The 17,038-nt window shown below is 72.4% G+C and carries 13 protein-coding genes and 1 pseudogene; 5 read left to right on the plus strand and 9 right to left on the minus strand.

The genetic code is table 11. From position 1 onward, the window contains the following. Positions 1-468 precede the first annotated feature (468 nt). Complete coding sequence (locus QQG74_RS27500; protein ID WP_341717571.1) at positions 469-1,716, plus strand: phosphatidylserine decarboxylase; 1,248 nt, start codon at positions 469-471, stop codon at positions 1,714-1,716. A gap of 81 nt (positions 1,717-1,797) precedes the next feature. Here the strand turns inward: QQG74_RS27500 and QQG74_RS27505 are convergent, their stop codons facing one another. From QQG74_RS27505 to QQG74_RS27515, 3 genes are all read right to left on the minus strand, one after another. Beyond that, positions 1,798-2,745 (minus strand): phosphatidylcholine/phosphatidylserine synthase, encoded by a 948-nt coding sequence (locus QQG74_RS27505; protein ID WP_341721413.1) that lies wholly within the window; start codon positions 2,743-2,745, stop codon positions 1,798-1,800. 365 nt (positions 2,746-3,110) lie between these two features. Beyond that, positions 3,111-4,019, minus strand: coding sequence for an NUDIX domain-containing protein (locus QQG74_RS27510; RefSeq protein ID WP_341717572.1), 909 nt, complete (start codon positions 4,017-4,019; stop codon positions 3,111-3,113). Between the two features lie 215 nt (positions 4,020-4,234). After that, positions 4,235-5,182, minus strand: a complete 948-nt coding sequence (locus QQG74_RS27515; protein WP_341717573.1) for an NUDIX hydrolase — start codon at positions 5,180-5,182, stop codon at positions 4,235-4,237. A 143-nt stretch (positions 5,183-5,325) separates the two neighbouring features. Between QQG74_RS27515 and QQG74_RS27520 the strand changes: the two are divergent. Continuing rightward, positions 5,326-5,559, plus strand: a pseudogene (locus QQG74_RS27520) (PspC domain-containing protein); the annotation flags it as partial. A 298-nt stretch (positions 5,560-5,857) separates the two neighbouring features. Here QQG74_RS27520 and guaA read toward each other — a convergent pair. Continuing rightward, entirely contained in the window at positions 5,858-7,414 is a 1,557-nt protein-coding gene (gene guaA / locus QQG74_RS27525; RefSeq protein WP_341717574.1) for a glutamine-hydrolyzing GMP synthase, read from the minus strand. Between the two features lie 140 nt (positions 7,415-7,554). After that, positions 7,555-9,255, minus strand: coding sequence for a GMC family oxidoreductase (locus tag QQG74_RS27530; protein ID WP_341721414.1), 1,701 nt, complete (start codon positions 9,253-9,255; stop codon positions 7,555-7,557). Positions 9,256-9,420: 165 nt separating this feature from the next. Here QQG74_RS27530 and QQG74_RS27535 point away from each other — a divergent pair, with 165 nt between their 5' ends. Continuing rightward, a complete protein-coding gene (locus QQG74_RS27535; RefSeq protein WP_341717575.1) occupies positions 9,421-10,536 on the plus strand; it encodes an LCP family protein in 1,116 nt (371 codons plus the stop codon). Between the two features lie 52 nt (positions 10,537-10,588). On the opposite strand, the gene QQG74_RS27540 is transcribed toward QQG74_RS27535, so the two are convergent. The 3 genes from QQG74_RS27540 to guaB form a co-directional block, all read right to left on the minus strand. Continuing rightward, positions 10,589-11,956 carry a M1 family metallopeptidase gene (locus QQG74_RS27540; protein ID WP_341721415.1) on the minus strand — a complete coding sequence of 456 codons (1,368 nt, stop codon included), beginning with the start codon at positions 11,954-11,956 and terminating at the stop codon, positions 10,589-10,591. Positions 11,957-12,117: 161 nt separating this feature from the next. Further along, positions 12,118-13,236 carry a GuaB3 family IMP dehydrogenase-related protein gene (locus tag QQG74_RS27545; protein ID WP_341717576.1) on the minus strand — a complete coding sequence of 373 codons (1,119 nt, stop codon included), beginning with the start codon at positions 13,234-13,236 and terminating at the stop codon, positions 12,118-12,120. A gap of 37 nt (positions 13,237-13,273) precedes the next feature. Further along, complete coding sequence (guaB, locus tag QQG74_RS27550; protein WP_341717577.1) at positions 13,274-14,836, minus strand: IMP dehydrogenase; 1,563 nt, start codon at positions 14,834-14,836, stop codon at positions 13,274-13,276. A 195-nt stretch (positions 14,837-15,031) separates the two neighbouring features. Here guaB and QQG74_RS27555 point away from each other — a divergent pair, with 195 nt between their 5' ends. Continuing rightward, positions 15,032-15,442, plus strand: a complete 411-nt coding sequence (locus QQG74_RS27555; RefSeq protein WP_341717578.1) for a DUF5319 domain-containing protein — start codon at positions 15,032-15,034, stop codon at positions 15,440-15,442. Positions 15,443-15,584: 142 nt separating this feature from the next. Here QQG74_RS27555 and QQG74_RS27560 read toward each other — a convergent pair whose 3' ends face one another. Beyond that, positions 15,585-16,388 (minus strand): helix-turn-helix transcriptional regulator, encoded by an 804-nt coding sequence (locus tag QQG74_RS27560; protein WP_341717579.1) that lies wholly within the window; start codon positions 16,386-16,388, stop codon positions 15,585-15,587. A gap of 254 nt (positions 16,389-16,642) precedes the next feature. Between QQG74_RS27560 and QQG74_RS27565 the strand changes: the two genes are divergently transcribed. Next, positions 16,643-17,026 (plus strand): WhiB family transcriptional regulator, encoded by a 384-nt coding sequence (locus QQG74_RS27565; RefSeq protein ID WP_341717580.1) that lies wholly within the window; start codon positions 16,643-16,645, stop codon positions 17,024-17,026. Positions 17,027-17,038: the final 12 nt, after the last annotated feature.

Consider the following 17,038-nt stretch of genomic DNA (forward strand, 5'->3'; position numbering starts at 1 on the left):
CCGCCCCGACCGGTCCGACCGGTCCGACCGGCCCGACCGCCCCGACCGGCCCGACCGGCCCGACCGGTCCGCAGCCCTGGGACACCACCGGCGCGCAGCCGGTGAGCCTCACCGAGGCGGAGCCGACCGACGCCGAGCCGCGCCGCACGCCCGAGCCGGCTGCCGAGCGTACGCTCGACCTGGCCAGTGAGGACGAGACGCCGCCGGGTCAGCGCGGGTCGGCATTCTGACCACGCCGCAGCCGGTCACCGCTGGCGGCGGAGCGGTCGGCCGGGGCCGACGGCCTGACCATGCGGCACCGGCCGCCGGCCGCCTATGCTGGCCGTTGTGCCTCCGCCGTCCCCGGCCGCTCACGCCGCGGGTTCCTCGCGGGTCGCCGGCTCGTGCGGGCCGTCCGCGGCGGGGCCGACCCCCGCCGGGCGGCGATCTCGCGTCAGTCGCCTCTACCTCGTCAGGAGCCCGTTCGACATGACCCAGTCCCCCGCCGTGCGCGTCCCCGGTCGTTCCGGCCCGGCCCGCCTCGGCGAGCGCGCCGCCCGTACCCTCGTCTCCGAACTCGCCCGGATCAACACCCCGAAGGCCGCTCTGCTGGTCGGCGCGACCCCGGAGTCCGCCGTGCTGGCCGCCGCGTTCGAGGCGCTGCTGCCCGGCGACACCCTCACCGTGGTCCCGGCCGAACGGGTTAGCGCCGTGGCGCTGCGGGAACACGTCACCGCGCAGGGCCGCTGGATCGCCGATCGGGTACGCGTGCTGGAGAGCCTCGCCGAGGCCGAACCGGCCGCCGTGGTGGTCGCCGGCGAGGCGTACGTCGGCACGGCCGACGAGACCCGGGCCGCCGTCGAGACGCTCACCAAGTACCTGACCGACGGCGGGGTGCTCAGTGTGGCCACCGCCGTCGCCCGCACCGCCGGTGCCGCCGCCGAGTTGGAGCGCCAGGGCGCGCTGCACGGCGTCGGCGCCGACCTGGTGCTGCGCAACTCCCCGCCGGTACGGGTGTACCGGCTCCGCTTCACTGCGGCGCAGGCCGGCACGGCGGAGCAGCTCGCGCCGGCCTACCGCCCGTCGAGCGTGCCGATCACCCGCGACATGCACATCGACTCCAACGGCGTGGCCGCCGCCGGCATCGCGCTCGGCCTGGCCGCGCTGACCCGGCTGGCCCGGCCGAAGTCGAAGCTCTGGCTGGTCCCCGCGCTGGCCGCCGCACCGGTGGCGGCCTTCTTCCGGGACCCGGAGCGGGACGTACCGGAGGACCCGTCGGCCGTGGTGGCCGCCGCCGACGGTCAGGTGCTGTCGGTCCAACGCCTGCACGACGAGCGCTTCGGCGACGGCGAGTTCCTGCGGGTCGCGGTCTTCCTGTCCGTGCTCGACGTGCACGTCAACCGCGCTCCGGTGGCGGGCAAGGTGGTGGACTACTTCGTCGCGGACGGCGGGTTCGTCAACGCGATGAAGCCGGACGCCGAGCACAACGTGGCCGCCTACACGGTGCTTGACACCACGCACGGCACGGTGGTGGTGGCGCAGCGGACGGGCCTGATCGCCCGCCGGATCGTGCAGCGTGCCCCGGTCGGCTCGCTGCTGGCTCGGGGTGAGCGGTTCGGGCTGATCCGGTTCGGTTCGCGGACCGACGTCTACCTGCCGGCCGACGCGGCGGAGCCGCTTGTCGGTCCGGGTGACAAGGTGATCGGCGGCTCGACGGTCATCGCCCGCTGGCGCTGACCGGGACAGCGAAGCGGGGATCGGGACAACGCAACGGGGCGCTGCGGTCGACCGCAGCGCCCCGTTGTGCTTACCAGGAGGTCAGATGGTGCGACGCTGGCGCAGCCAGAGCACCGGCCCGCTGACCAGGTAACCCACCACGATCAGGCAGAAGGTGAGCCGGACGTCGATAAGCGCGCCGATCACCGGCGCGAGCCAGACCCACGGCGGCAGCTTGACCAGCCGGGCGAGCTTCGCGTACGGGAAGCTGCTGACCATGGTGAAGGCGAGCAGCGCCACTCCGGCGATCTGCACCGCCCCCGGCACCGGGAGGCCGATGACCACCATCAGCGCCAGCACGGCCGCCGCCATCGTGGTCGGCACGCCGGAGAAGAAGCGACCGTCGCTTGGCGAGACGTTGAACCGGGCGAGCCGGATCGCGGCGCAGGCCGCCACGAGCGCCGCGGCCACCGCGGCGGCAGCCGTCGGCACCTCCCCGGCGAGCGAGGCGTAGACCACCACGGGCGCGGCCAGGCCGAAGGAGCACATGTCGGCAAGCGAGTCCATCTGGGCGCCGAACGGGCTGGACACCCCGAGCTTGCGGGCCAGCGCGCCGTCCAGACCGTCGAAGGCCACGCAGGCGATGAGGAGGAAGGCGGCGAGCCGGACGTTGCCGTGCATGGCCACGAAGATCGCGTTGATGCCGAGTAGCAGGCTGGCCAGGGTGCAGGCGTTTACGAGCGCGAACTTCATCCGCCGGGCCGGTGTCCGGGCACCGGGCAGCAGCGGGACGTTTGTCGCGGCCGGCTCGTCCGGCGCGGGGCTCGGCACGCTGGTGTGGGTCACCGGCGGCAGCGGCGCGACTGCGGGACTGATCGGCGCGATTGTCTCGATCCTGGCGCGGTCGAACCGCTGAAGGCCGTACCGGCGACGCGGGCGGTCCGCGTAGCGGGGCTCGGGCAACATGTCGGTTCCGCCGTGCAGTTCCGCACCTCGGCGGCCGACGCGGACCAGCAGGACCTGACGAGCGAGGGTGCCGCTGCGACGCAGCGGGCCCGTCCAGCTTCGCCCTGCGGGACGCGGGCTGTCAGTCGTACGACGCCGGCGCCATGGGGCTCTCGGCACGTTTCCTCCATCACCGGATCGGGTGGCCGCCGCGTGGGGCGGGTGTCCGGCTGTCTCGTGCCGGACCTTTCGGGCCCGGCAGCCATTTTGCGGAGTACACCATCGCACAGGGGGGTGGGGATTGGCGATAGCTGCCGGCGGTACTTATATCTCCCGTAACCGTGCGAACCGCCGCGTTTATTCCCATCCCGGGCGCGATCGCCCGTTTTCCCCATCGGCCCTTACCTGACTGTACCGGAGGTGGTCACCACCGGCCCGGTGAGCAGCGGCCGGCAGCTACGCGACCCGGCTCACCCGGGCACCCGCAGCATCTCGGCAGCGATCTCCGTGAGCGGCAGTTCTTGCAGCTCGGGACGGGTGAACCAACCGGCGCGGGCGGTCGAGCCGCCGGCCAGCTCGGTCACCGCCGGCTCGGTCGGTACGTCGACCGCGACCCGGTAGACGACCCGGATGCCATGCCAGTCAATGGGGTACCCTTCGGGGCCGAGTGCTGCCGGATTGTGGAGATTGTCCACTCCGATCAGCTCGATCACCCGGCCCAGCTGACCCGACTCCTCGACCAGTTCCCGTAGCAACCCGGTGACGGGCTGTTCGCCGTGGTCCGTTCCGCCGCCCGGCAGGTGCCACCGGCCGGCACCCGGATAGCCCTCCGCGATCAGGCACAGCAGCACCCGGTCGGTGGGATCGGTGACCAGACCGTACGCGCCGAAGCGCCGCCGACGCCGGGCTTCGGGTGCGGGGAACGGCTCCCGACGGCGCAGCGCACCCGATGGCAGCGGGACCACCGGAAGGCCGAGGGCCTCGGCGGTGAAGGCCAGCAACGGCAGCCCGGCCGCCTCCGCCAGGCTCACCCAGCGGGCCAGATCGGTGCTGCCCTCCGCCTCGGCCCGCAGCGTGCCGCCGGCAACCGCCAAATCGAAGATCATCCGGTCGGTGTGCAGGGCCACGCCCTGGTCCGGGTACGGCACCACGTCCGCGACCACGGCCCGCAGCCCGGTCACCTCGACCGAGAGCCCGGTCTCCTCGGCGACCTCGCGGACCACCGCCTGCGCGGGATGCTCGGCGTGTTCCAGGCCGCCGCCGGGCAACGACCAGACGCCGGGAAAGTCGGCCGCCCGGGACCCCCGCACCAGCAGCACCCGCGCCCGCTCGGCGTCCCACACCACCCCGTACGCCCCGACTCGCCGCATCTGCTCCACGCTCGCCCCTCCCACCCGCCGACGGCCGCCGACCTACCGTCGACGGCCGTCGATCATGAAGTTATCGCCCCCCGCCCCGGCGTGCCATGACAATAACTTCATGATCAACGGGGAGTCGGGCGCGGAGTGGCGGGTGAGGAAGCGTGCGTGCTGCGGGTCAGGTGAGGCGCGCGGGAAGGGTACGGCCCAGGTGAGGCGGACGAGGAGCGTGCGGGTCAGGTGAGGCGGGCAGCCTGGACGGCTTCGGCGGTCACCTCGGTGAGGCGGTCGGTGGGCAGGGCACCGAGTTCCTCGCGGGCGAACCAGCGGGCCTCACAGGTGGAGCCGCCGACCTCACCGACGGTCGGCGGAGCCGGCTGGTCCACCACCACCCGGTAGAAGGCGCGTACGCCGTGCCAGTCGATCGGGTAGCCCTCCGGGCCGAGCGAAGCCGCGTCCCGGTGGCTGACGACTCCGAGCAGCTCGACGAGGCGCCCGGTCTGCCCGGTCTCCTCCACCAGTTCCCGGATCAGTGCCGCACCCGGCTGCTCGCCGTAGTCGGTGCCGCCACCCGGCAGGTGCCAGCAGCCCGCGCCCGGGTAGCCGTCGGAGACCCGGGTCAGCAGCACCCGCCCGTCCGGGTCGGTGACCACGGCGTACGCGGCGAAGCGCTGCGCCCGGTGCAGCCCGTCGGGACCGGGGACCGCGTAGAAGGAAGGAAACTCCGGCGGCTCGTCGGGCACGATGTCCGCCGAGGAGGTGGGCAGCCCGAGGGCCCGTGCGGTGAACGAGCGCAGCGGCAGCTGCCGAGCCTCGTCCAGGGTGAACCAGCGGGCCAGGTCGGTCGGGCGGTCGACCCGGTCGGTAAGCGAACCACCGCGCACCGAAACCCGGTAGACCAGGCGGTCGGTGTGGATGGTGATGCCCCGCTCGGGCAGGGCCCGCATGTCCGCCAGCACGTCGTGCAGGTCACCGACGGCCACTGACAGACCGGTCTCGATGGCGGTCTCCCGGACGACTGTGTGCTGCGGATCCTCGCCGTGGTCGACCGCCCCGCCGGGCAGGGACCACGTACCGGGTGTGCCGGAGCGCTCCGATGCGCGGACCAGCAACACTCGGTCTACCGAATCAGTACAGACTGCGTATGCCGCGATCCTGCGCAGCGGCTCCAGCATGGTGGTCACGGAGCCAAATTCTCCTCGTGACCGGTTACCGAAGCGGAAAAGAGTCGGATTCCTGACTGATCACTCCCCCTGAGGTCGAGTTCAGGGTATGGATCCGGGCTGTCACCGAGGTCGATACGCGTCGTGACGCGGACCGTTGAGGCATGACTTCCACCTCGCAGGCCCCGTACAAGCAACTCCGCCGCCCGACCACCGACCGGATGGTGGCCGGGGTGGCCAGCGGCCTCGGCCGCTACTTCGGTGTCGACCCCAACCTGGTCCGGGTCGTCTTCGCCGTCGCCACGGTGTTGACCGGAGGGATCGCCGCACTCACGTACCCGATCATGTGGTTCCTGATGCCCGAGGAGCCGGCCGGCGCGCCCGCCTGGCCGCACCCGGCACCCTACGGACCCGCCGGCACCCCGCCGCACCCGGCACCCTACGGACCCGCCGGCACCCCGCCGCACCCGGCACCGCACGCGCCGGCCGGTGCTGCGCCGCACCCCGCCTGGCCGTTTCAGGGGCCAGCCGGCACCCCGCCGCAGCCCGGCCACGCACCTCAGGGCGACGCCGCAGCACAGGGCGACGCCGCAGCACAGGGCGACGCCGCAGCACAGGGCGACGCCGCAGCACAGCCGGCACCGGTGGCGCGGCCGACGCCTGCGCCGCCGGCCGGACCGGAGGCGTGAGCCGGCGTCACTCCCACTCGATGGTGCCCGGCGGCTTGCTGGTGACGTCCAGGACCACCCGGTTCACCTCAGCCACCTCGTTGGTGATCCGGGTGGAGATCCGGGCGATCACGTCGTAGGGCAGCCGGGACCAGTCGGCGGTCATCGCGTCCTCGCTGGAGACCGGGCGCAGCACCACGGGATGCCCGTAGCTGCGCCCGTCGCCCTGCACGCCGACGCTGCGTACGTCGGCCAGCAGCACCACCGGGAACTGCCACACGTCCCGGTCCAGGCCAGCGGCGGTCAGCTCCTGGCGGGCGATGTAATCGGCCCGGCGGAGCACGTCGAGGCGCTCCCGGTCGACCGCGCCGATGATCCGGATGGCCAGGCCGGGGCCCGGGAACGGGTGCCGCCAGACCATCGCCTCGGGCAGGCCGAGCTGGAGTCCGAGCGTACGGACCTCGTCCTTGAAGAGCGTGCGCAGCGGCTCGACCAGGGCGAATTTCAGATCCTCGGGCAGCCCGCCGACGTTGTGGTGACTCTTGATGTTTGCGGTGCCGGTGCCGCCGCCGGACTCGACCACGTCCGGGTAGAGGGTGCCCTGCACCAGGAACTCGACGTCGCCGTGTGCGGCGATCTCCCGGGCGGCGGCCTCGAAGACCCGGATGAACTCCCGGCCAATGATCTTGCGCTTCTGCTCCGGGTCGGTCACCCCGGCCAGCGCGCCGAGGAAGCGGTCGGCCGCGTCGACCACCTTCAGCTTGATGCCGGTGGCCGCGACGTAGTCCTTCTCCACCTGCTCGGCCTCGCCCGCGCGCAGCAGGCCGTGGTCGACGAAGACGCAGGTCAGTTGGTCGCCGACGGCCTTGTGCACAAGCGCGGCGGCGACCGCGGAGTCCACCCCGCCACTGAGGCCGCAGATGACCTCCTTGTCGCCGACCTGCGCGCGGATCCGGGCCACCTGCTCGTCGATGATGTTCTCGGGCGTCCAGGTCGGCTCGATCTCGGCGATCTCGTACAGGAAGCGGGTCAGCATCTCCTGCCCGTACGCGGTGTGTCCCACCTCGGGGTGGAACTGCACGCCGGCCCGGCGGCCGGCCAGGTCCTCGAAGGCGGCGACCGGCGCACCGGCCGACTCGGCGGTCACCGTGAAGCCGTCCGGCGCCTCGGTCACGCAGTCGCCGTGGCTCATCCAGACCGGCAGGTCGGCCGGCAGGTCGCGGAGGAGCACGCCCGGTTCGAGCAGGCGGGGCCGCAGCGGGGTGCCGCCGTACTCGCGGTTGCCGGTGCGCGCCACCGTGCCGCCAAGCGAGCGGGCCATCGCCTGGAACCCGTAGCAGATGCCGAAGACCGGTACGCCCGTGCGGAACAGCCCGTCGTCGACCTGCGGCGCGTTCGGCTCGTAGACGCTGGCCGGGCCGCCGGACAGGATGATCGCGGCCGGGTTCTTGGCAAGCATCTCGGCCACGGGCATGGTGTGCGGGACGATCTCGGAGTAGACCTTCGCCTCGCGTACCCGGCGGGCGATCAGCTGGGCGTACTGGGCACCGAAGTCGACCACGAGGACAGGACGCGGCAGGCTCATGTGCAGAAAGCCTACCGACAGTCAAGGCCCGCCCTGGCCCGGCCCCACCCACCCGACAACCTCGCCGATCATGCACTTTCCGTCGCCGTTATGCCTTTTACGCACCTTATGCCCCGACAACAAGTGCATGATCGCGGGGGTCAGGGGTGGGGGTGGAGGGCGGCGGGGGCGTGGGCGGGGACGGCGGGGGTTTGTGGGGGGACCGCACGCAGGCGGCGGTAGGGGGTGCCTAGCGGGGGGCGGGGGTCCTCGTGGTTCTTGTTGGGCCACATCGACATGGCGCGTTCGGCTTGGGCGGTGATGGTGAGCGAGGGGTTGACGCCGAGGTTTGCGGAGATGGCGGCGCCGTCGACCACGTGCAGGCCGGGGTGACCGTAAACCCGGTGGTACGGGTCGATCACGCCGTCGGCGGGAGTCGCGCCGATCACCGCGCCGCCGAGGATGTGCGCGGTCATCGGGATGTCGAACGGCTCGGTGAGCGCGCCGCCCGGCGTACCGTCGATCTCCTCGGCGAGCAGCCGGACCGCCCGGTTGCCGGCCGGGAGCCAGGTCGGGTTGGGGGTGCCGTGCCCCGGGCCGGAGACCAGCCGGCGGCCGAACGGGCCGCGCCGCAGCCGGGTGGTGAGCGAGTTGTCGGCCGACTGCATCACCAGCGCGATCACCGTACGCTGCGACCAGCCGCGTACCGAGAGCATCCGGGCGGCCAGCACCGGCTGCCGCAACAGCTGCCCGAACCAGCGGCGGACCCGGTGCGGCCCGCCGTCCACCAGCAGCGACTGGAGCAGCCCCATCGCGTTGGAGCCCCGCCCGTAGCGGACCGGCTCGATGTGGGTCTGCCCGTCGGGGTGGAACGAACTGGTGATCGCCACCCCTTCGGTGAAGTCCACCCCCCGCGCCCGGGCCTGCCGGTGCGGCATGGTGGCACCGAGGATCGCCTCCGAGTTGGTCCGGGTCAGCTCGCCGAGCCGGGGCGAAAGCCCGGGCAGGTCGCCGCCGGCCCGCATCTCGTGCAGCAACCGCTGGGTGCCGAGCGCGCCGGCAGCGAAGATCACCTGGTCGGCGTGGATCACCTCTGGTCGCCGCCGGAGCCAGGCACCGGTACGCCGGGTGTGCACCGCGTACCCGCCGTCGACCGGCCGGACCGCGGTCACCGTGGTCAGCGGATGCACCCGGGCACCGAGCCGCTCGGCCAGCCAGAGGTAGTTTTTCACAAGCGTGTTCTTCGCGCCGTACCGGCAGCCGGTCATGCAAGCGCCGCAGTGGGTGCAGCCGACCCGGTCCGGACCGGCGCCACCGAAGTACGGGTCGGCCACCCGCTCGCCCGGACGCCCGATGTGCACGCCGACCGGGGTGGCGTGGAAGGTGTGCCCCACCCCCATCCGCTCGGCCACCCGCCGCATCGCCCGGTCCGCCCCGGTGACCTTCGGATATGTGGTCACCCCGAGCATCCGCTTCGCCTGGTCGTAGTGCGGTGCCAGTTCGGCTCGCCAGTCGGTGATGTCCCGCCACTGCGGGTCGGTGTAGAAGGCGTCAAGTGGCTCGTAGAGCGTGTTGGCGTACACCAGGGAACCGCCGCCGACTCCCGCACCGGAGAGCACCAGCACCCCGCCACCGGCCCGCCGGTCGGCGGCTCGTAACAGGGTGATCCGTTGCAGGCCGAAACAGCCAAGTCGCGGGGCCCACAGGAAGCGGCGCAGTCGCCACGACGTCTGCGGGAACTCGTCGTCGGCGAACCGCCGACCGGCCTCCAGCACACCTACCGAGTAGCCCTTCTCGGCCGCCCGGAGCGCGGCGACGCTGCCGCCGAAGCCCGATCCGATGACGAGCACGTCGTACCGCATACCGAAATCATTACTCGCGGGTAGCCCTCGCGCCAGGAGCAGTTTTCGCGTGATCATGCATCTGGTCCGCCCACACTCCACCGGGTGCCCCACCGGCGTCGCCCGACGCCGCAACCTCGGACCCGCCCCACCGCGTTGGACGGGTATCGGATGAAGGAGACGCCAATGGCGTTCGGAGCGGACCGACGACGGTTGACCCTGCTGCTGGCGGGGCTGGCCACGGTACTCCTGCTGGCCGGTGGCGCGCTGGTGGTGGCGCGCACGGTGACCGCCGACCGGGCGACGCCGGCCGCCGGGCAGGCCGGACCGGACCCGACACCGAGTGAACAGCCCAGCCCCAGCCCGAGCACCCCGCCACCCGGCGCCGACCTCACCGGCCCGCTCAATCTGCTGCTGGTCGGCGTCGACACCCGGGTCAGCGTGCCCGGTTGGGAGCCGCACGCCGACGCCGTACTGGTCCTGCACGTGCCGGCCGGGTTGTCCCGGGCGTACCTCTTCTCGCTCCCCCGGGACCTGGTGGTGGACGTCCCGGCCTACCAGGCGGCCGACTACCGGGGTGGACGGACCAAACTCACAAACGCGATGAGCTACGGCAGCCGGGTGCCGGGCAGGGCCAAGAAGCCCGATACCGCCCAGGGGTACGAGCTGCTGCGGCGCACCGTGAGCGACTACACCGGGCTGCGTATCGACGCCGGGGCGGTGCTCACCTTCGGCGGCTTCGACAAGCTTGTGGACAGCCTCGGCGGCGTCGACATCCACGTCGACCAGCGGGTGGTCTCGCGGCACCGCCGCCCGGACGGCAAGCACCGGGAACCGGGGCCCGGGATCGGCGGCTACGTCGGGCCGCAGATGGTCTACGAGCCCGGTGATCGACACCTCAACGGCTGGCAGGCGCTTGACTATGCCCGCCAGCGTTACCTACCCGGCGGCGACTACACCCGACAACGCCACCAGCAGCAACTGATCCGGGCGCTGGTTCGGAAGATCCTCGACGCGGACCTGGCCCGCCAGCCGGAGCGGGTCGAGCAGGTGACCGACGCGCTCGGCGACATGCTGGTCTACGTCGGCGGACGGCGGATGGTCGACTTCGCGTACGCCCTCGGTGGGCTCTCCCCGGACGCCCTCACGCTTGTCGTCCTGCCGGGTGCGGCGGTCGGTCGGGGCAACGCCTACCGGGGCGAGGAACTGACCCGGGTCGGCGTCCGCTTCCTCACCGAACTACGCGCCGGACGCGCCGACGCCTACCTCGCCGAGCATCCGAAGCTGCGGGTGCCGGACTAGCCGAGCCAGGCCGGCGCTCAGGGCAGGGTCGGCGCTCAGGGCAGGGCGGTGCTCAGGGCAGGGCCGGTGGGGTGGTGCCGGTGAGCCAGGCGTCGAAGAACGGGCCCAGCGCGCGTCCCGACACCCGTTCGGCCAGGGCGACGAAGTCCTCGGTGGTCGCGGTGCCGTTGCGGCGCTCGGTGGTCCAGGTGCGCAGGATCTCGAAGAAGGCGTCGTCACCGACGGTACGCCGCAGCGCGTGCACGGCAAGCGCCCCGCGTTTGTAGACGGCGCTGCTGAACATCTGTCCCGCGCCCGGGTCGAGGGTACGCCGGGACCAGTCCGTCGCCGCGTACTGGCGCTCGAAGGTGCGCTGGGCGGTGGCTCCGCCGTCGTGCTCCTCCCACAGCCACTCGGCGTAGCTGGCGAAGCCCTCGTTGAGCCAGATGTCACGCCAGCCGGCCAACGCCACGCTGTTGCCGAACCACTGGTGCGCCAACTCGTGCACGACCACGGCGTAGTTCGGTTCGCCCCGGCGGAAGAAGCCCGGCCCGTAGACCGGCCGGGACTGGGTCTCCAGCGCGTACCCGATCCGCTCGTCGGCGACCACCACCCCGCCGTACGCCTCGAACGGGTACGGCCCGAAGCGGTCGGCCAGGAAGTCGGCGATCTCGCCGGTACGGGCAAGTGACCTCGCCTCCGGGCCGGTGGCGGACAACCCGGCGGGCACGGCGGTGACCAGCGGCTTGCCGTCGTGGCTGCCGGTGGCCACCCGGTAGTCGCCGATCACAAGCGTGCTCAGGTAGCTCGCCATCGGCGACCGCTCCGCCCAGCGCCAGGTGGTCCAGCCGTCGGCGCTGGTCCGCTCGCCGGGCACCCCGTTGCTCAGCGCGGCGAGGCCGTCGGGGACGGTCACCTCGATGTCGTAGGTGGCCTTGTCGGAGGGGTGGTCGTTGACCGGGAACCAGGTCGCCGCCGAGTGCGGTTGGCCGAGCGCGATCGCACCGTCCTCGGTGTGCTGGAAGCCGCCGTCGCCCAGTACGCCGTCGGCGACCGCCTCGGGCACACCCGCGTACGCCACCTCGACGGTGAACCGGCTGCCGGTGGCGAGCCCCTGGTCGGGAGTGACGACCAGTTCGCCGTCGTCGTGCCGGAACTGCGCCGGGGCACCGTTCACCGCGACCGTGCCGACGTCCAGCCCGGTCAGGTCCAGGTTGAACCGGGACAGTCCGTGGGTCGCGGTCGCGGTGACCTCGGCCCGGCCGGTGAGCCGGTCGTCGGCCGGGTCGTAGCGCACCGCCAGCCGGTAGTGGTCGACGTCGTACCCGCCGTTGCCGCTGCCCGGTACGTACGGGTCGGCGAGGTCCGCGCTGCCGGGCCGGAACTCGCCGTCCGACCGCCCGTCCCCGGTGCAACTGACAAGTGCGACGGCGGCCACCACCGCGACCGCGCCGGCCCCCCACCGCTGCCCGAACCCCCTGCTCACCGCCCGAGCCTACCGCCACGTAAGCGTTGATCATGAGGTTAGCGGCAGTGTAGAGATCAACCACTGCCGCCAACCTCATGATCAACGGGAGAAATGGGGTGGGTGGGGGGAGGGGGTCAGCGGTCTAGGATGAGGCTGACCTTTTGGAACTCCTTGAGGTCGCGGTAGCCGCACTTGGCCATCGCGCGACGCAGGCCGCCGAAGAGGTTGAGCTGGCCGTCGGGCTCGTCGGCGGGGCCGAAGAGCAGGCGTTCCATCGAGCCGAGGGGCTCGCCGGCGGTCTCGAAGGCGCCCCGGGGCAGTGACGGGTGGCTGGCGGCCGAGTGCCACCAGGCACCGCCGGCCGGCGCCTCCGCGCAGAGCGACAGCGGCTCGCCGAGCATCACCGCGTCCGCGCCACAGCCGAGCGCCTTGGCGATGTCACCGGAGGTACGGATGTCCCCGTCGGCGATCAGGTGCACATACCGCCCGCCGGTCTCGTCCAGGTAGTCGCGTCGGGCCGCGGCGGCGTCGGCGATCGCGGTGGCCATCGGCACCCGGATGCCGAGCACCGACTCGGTGGTGGACCACTCGTCGCCACCGATGCCGATGATCACACCGGCCGCGCCGGTCCGCATCAGGTGCAGCGCGGTCTTGTAGTCGGTGCAACCGCCGACGATGACCGGGAGGTCGAGGTCGGCGATGAACTCCTTGAGGTTGAGCGGCTCGTCGGTGGTCGAGACGTGCTCGGCCGAGACGATGGTGCCCTGGATGACCAGGATGTCCACGCCCGCGTCAAGGATCACCGGGGCCAGCGCCAGGGTGTGCTGCGGAGAGACCCGTACCGCCACCGTGCCGCCACCCTCGCGCAGCTCGCGCACCCGCTCGGTGATCAGATCCGGCCGGATCGGCTCGGCGTAGACCTCCTGGAGCCGCTTGGTGGCGCGGGCGTCCTCGTCCAGCGCGGCCAGCTCCTCCAGCACCTTTGTCGGGTTCTCGTAGCGGGTCCACAGCCCTTCGACATTGAGTACGCCGAGCCCGCCGAGCTGCCCGAGCCGCACCGCCGAGGCCGGGCTCATCGTCGCGTCCGAGGGGTGCCCCACGCAGGGAATGCCGAACTGGTACGCGTCGAGCTGCCAGCCGGTGGAGACGTCGTCCACGTCCCGGGTGCGGCGGCTCGGCACGATGGCGATGTCGTCCAGGTGGTAGCCGCGCTGCGCGGTCTTGCCCAGCCCGATCTCGACCACGTCACGCATGGGGCACTCCTGTTGGGTTCGGGGGTGATGGGGGGTGTCAGCGGGTGTGGTAGTTCGGTGCCTCGACGGTCATCTGGATGTCGTGCGGGTGGCTCTCCTTGAGCCCGGCCGCAGTGATCCGGATCAGCTGGCCGCGTTGGTGCAGCTCGGCGATGCTCTCCGCGCCCGCGTACCCCATCGCCGAGCGCAGGCCACCGATCAGCTGGTGGGCGACCCGGGACAGCGGCCCCCGGTACGGCACCTGGCCCTCGACCCCCTCCGGGACCAGCTTCTCGTCACTGGCCACGTCCTGCTGGAAGTAGCGGTCCTTGGAGTACGACTTGGCCTGTCCACGGGACTGCATCGCACCGAGCGAGCCCATCCCCCGGTACGCCTTGAACTGCTTGCCGTTTACAAAGATCAGCTCGCCGGGGCTCTCCTCGCAGCCGGCCAGCAGGCTGCCGAGCATCACCGTGTCGGCCCCGGCGACAAGCGCCTTGGCGATGTCGCCCGAATACTGGATGCCGCCGTCACCGATCACCGGTACGCCGGACGGCCGGGCCGCCCGGGCGGCCTCCATGATCGCGGTGATCTGCGGCACCCCGACACCGGCCACGATCCGGGTGGTGCAGATGGCACCCGGGCCGACGCCGACCTTCACCCCGTCGGCACCGGCGTCGACAAGTGCCTTCGCCCCGGCGTAGGTGGCCACGTTGCCGCCGACGATGTCGATGGCCACGTCCTTCTTCAGCCGGGCGACCATCTCCAGCACGGCCCGCTGGTGCCCGTGCGCGGTGTCCACGATGAGCACGTCGACGCCCGCGTCGACAAGCGTCCGGGCCCGCTTGTAGGCGTCCTCGCCGACGCCGATCGCCGACGCCACCCGCAGCCGGCCCGCGTCGTCCTTGGTGGCGTTCGGGTACTGCTCGCTCTTGGTGAAGTCCTTGACGGTGATCAGCCCACGGAGCTTGCCGGAACCGTCGACGATCGGCAGCTTCTCGACCTTGTGCTGGCGCAGCAGGGCCAGCGCCTCGTCCTTGCTCACCCCGACCGACGCGGTGATCAGCGGCGCCCGGGTCATGATCTCGCGGACCGGGGTGGCCGGGTCGGAGACGAAGCGCATGTCCCGGTTGGTGACGATGCCCACGAGCTGCCCCTGCGGGTCCACCACCGGCACGCCGGAGATGCGGTACCGCCCGCAGAGCTGGTCGACCTCGCGCAGGGTGTCGTCCGGGCTGGCGGTGACCGGGTTGGTGATCATGCCGGACTCGGAGCGCTTCACCAGGTCGACCTGGAGCGCCTGATCCTCCACCGAGAGGTTGCGGTGCAGCACGCCGATGCCGCCCTGGCGGGCCATCGCGATCGCCATCCGCGCCTCGGTCACGGTGTCCATCGCGCTGGAGAGCAGCGGAATGGAGAGGGTGACGTTGCGGGTCAGCCGGGTGAGGGTGTTGACCCGGCTGGGCACCACGTCCGACTCGCCCGGCTGAAGAAGCACGTCGTCGAAGGTCAGCCCCAGCGGCACCACCCGGGCCGACCCGGCGGGCAGCTCAGGCAGATGGCCGCCCAGCTCGCCGGCCTCGGTGCCGGCGGAAAGGTCGGTGCGGGGCGAATTCTCCACGATTGCGCTCCTGAGCTGCTCGAACGGGCTTCAGTGAGTGGCACTGGTGGGCACCGGCGAAGGCCGGGCGAGGTGCGTCGCCCCCATCGTACCCAGTGCCCTGGTCGGCTCCCGCGTGCGGCGGCCCGCCCGTCGCCGGTGCCCGTTACCTGACGGGGGCAGGCGTCGGCGGATGCTTGGGTCTACGGTGAGGGGGTGCACGACGAGCCCATCGACCCGTTCACCGGCGACCCGACCGACCCGACGGCCGGGCTGGACGAGCCTGGTCGCGACGATCCGCTCGACCCGCTGACCGACGGCGAACGTCGGGACGTGCTTGAGGATCTCGCCGATCTGGAGATCTACCAAGCGCTGCTCGCGCCGATCGGCGTACGGGGGCTCGTGATCGAGTGTGAGGACTGTCGGGAGCCGCACTACTTCGACTGGGACCTGCTCCGGGGCAACCTGCGTCATCTGCTGAGTTCCGGGCAGCCCCGGGTACACGAGCCCGCCTACGACCCCGATCCCGACCACTACGTCACCTGGGACTACGCCCGGGGCTACGCCGACGGCGTGCACGACACCCTCAGCGAGGGCACCGGGGACGAGCCCGGCTCGCGGGACTGAGCCACGCCCAGGCGGCCGGAGCCCTCCCCCGCCCAGGCGACCCGGCCAGCCGACCCGACCCAGGCGACCCGACCCAGCCGACCCGGCCCAGCCGACCCGACCAGCCGACCCGGCCCTGGCGACCCGGCCCAGGCGACCGGGCTCAGGCGACCAGGCCGGCGCGGAAGCCGGCGGCCACGGCGTGCGCCCGGTCCCGGGCACCGAGCTTGCGGAACAACCGCCGGGCATGGGTCTTCACGGTGTCCTCGGAGACGAACAACTCGCGGCCGATCTCGGCGTTGCTCTTCCCCTCGGCCATTCCGAGCAGCACCTGCAACTCCCGTTCGGTGAGGCCGATCGCGGACCGGTCGGGCCGAGCGCCGGCCGGTCGGTCCGAGCCGGTCCCGGCCTCGGCGTCCGGCTCGGCCGGATCGTCGCCACGCTGCGCCGGCACCATCGCCGGTCCGCCCGGGGTGTCGCCGGCCGGCCAGGTCGACGCGCCGTCACCGGTCGGCCGGCCACCCGGCGTCGGCCGGCTCGGGCTGCCCACCGCGGCGGCGTCCCGGGCCGGGTCCGCGATCCGGTGCCGGTTGGCCCGGCCGGGTGCGGCCAGCAGCAGCAGCGCCTTGGCGACCGCGCTGGTGAGATCGTGATCCGCGCCCTGGATCAGCCCTCGGGCCCCGGCGCTGATGGTGGCCGCCGCCGCCTCCGATTCCTCGGTGCCGAGCAGCAGCACGGCGGCCTGCGGCGCGCGGGCCAGCACCCGGCGGACGAAGCCGGCGCTGTCCGGCCGGGTGAGCGCGGTGTCGGCGAGCACCACGTCGGCGGGACGCTCGGCCAGCCGCAGCATCACCTCGGGATCGGAGACGGCCGTCCGCACGGCACCGGACAATCCCAGCCGCGCCGCCGCGGAGGTCAGGTGCTGCGCCGCGAGCGGCGTCCGAACGCACACGAGAACCGTACGCACAGTGATCTCCTCTCCGAAGATGAGCAGACCACGAGCAGGCAGGCTCGGGAGGAGGTTCCGGGCAATCCTCCCTACTTTTCCGACAGTTGGGGCATATGCCGCAGGTTGCCGGGATCTTTGGATCAAAGACGTGTGAGCCGAGACCCGCCCGGGTAACGAGGGTCCAGGCCGGGAACGGTGCGCCTGCGCGGCCCGTCACCCGGACAGCCGGCCATAGGAACATCTCGCGGTGCCGCGCGAGAGGAGGGGTGCTGATGTCGAACGTACGTAGACTGCCCGGACCCATCGTCGACCTCTGGGACTGGCAACGTCTCGGCGCCTGCCGGGGCCGGGACAGCGCCCAGTTCTTCCACCCCGACGGCGAACGCGGTTCCTCCCGGCTGCGCCGCGAGTCCGGCGCCAAGGCGGTCTGCCGCGCCTGCCCGGTCCGCGCCGAGTGCGCCGCGCACGCCCTGGCCGTCCGCGAACCGTACGGAGTGTGGGGCGGCTTCAGCGAGTCCGAGCGGCTACGGCTGCTCGCGGTCGGCTGGGAGGACCTCGCCGACCGCCGGCAGAACCGCGTCGACGTCGCCCGACTGGAGGCCCGGCTGGGCAGCGCCCACCGGTCGACCGTTCCCACCCAGCGCAACGTCGCCTGACCAGACGGCTCA

It is taken from the genome of Micromonospora sp. FIMYZ51 (assembly GCF_038246755.1).
Classification (GTDB): Bacteria; Actinomycetota; Actinomycetes; order Mycobacteriales; family Micromonosporaceae; genus Micromonospora.

Bases quoted from the DNA above. Each gene is read 5' to 3' on its own strand.
- guaA (WP_341717574.1), bottom strand. From the start codon at position 7,414: ATGAGCCTGCCGCGTCCTGTCCTCGTGGTCGACTTCGGTGCCCAGTAC.
- QQG74_RS27530 (WP_341721414.1), bottom strand. From the start codon at position 9,255: ATGCGGTACGACGTGCTCGTCATCGGATCGGGCTTCGGCGGCAGCGTC.
- QQG74_RS27545 (WP_341717576.1), bottom strand. From the start codon at position 13,236: ATGCGTGACGTGGTCGAGATCGGGCTGGGCAAGACCGCGCAGCGCGGC.
- QQG74_RS27500 (WP_341717571.1), top strand. From the start codon at position 469: ATGACCCAGTCCCCCGCCGTGCGCGTCCCCGGTCGTTCCGGCCCGGCC.
- QQG74_RS27535 (WP_341717575.1), top strand. From the start codon at position 9,421: ATGGCGTTCGGAGCGGACCGACGACGGTTGACCCTGCTGCTGGCGGGG.
- QQG74_RS27565 (WP_341717580.1), top strand. From the start codon at position 16,643: ATGTCGAACGTACGTAGACTGCCCGGACCCATCGTCGACCTCTGGGAC.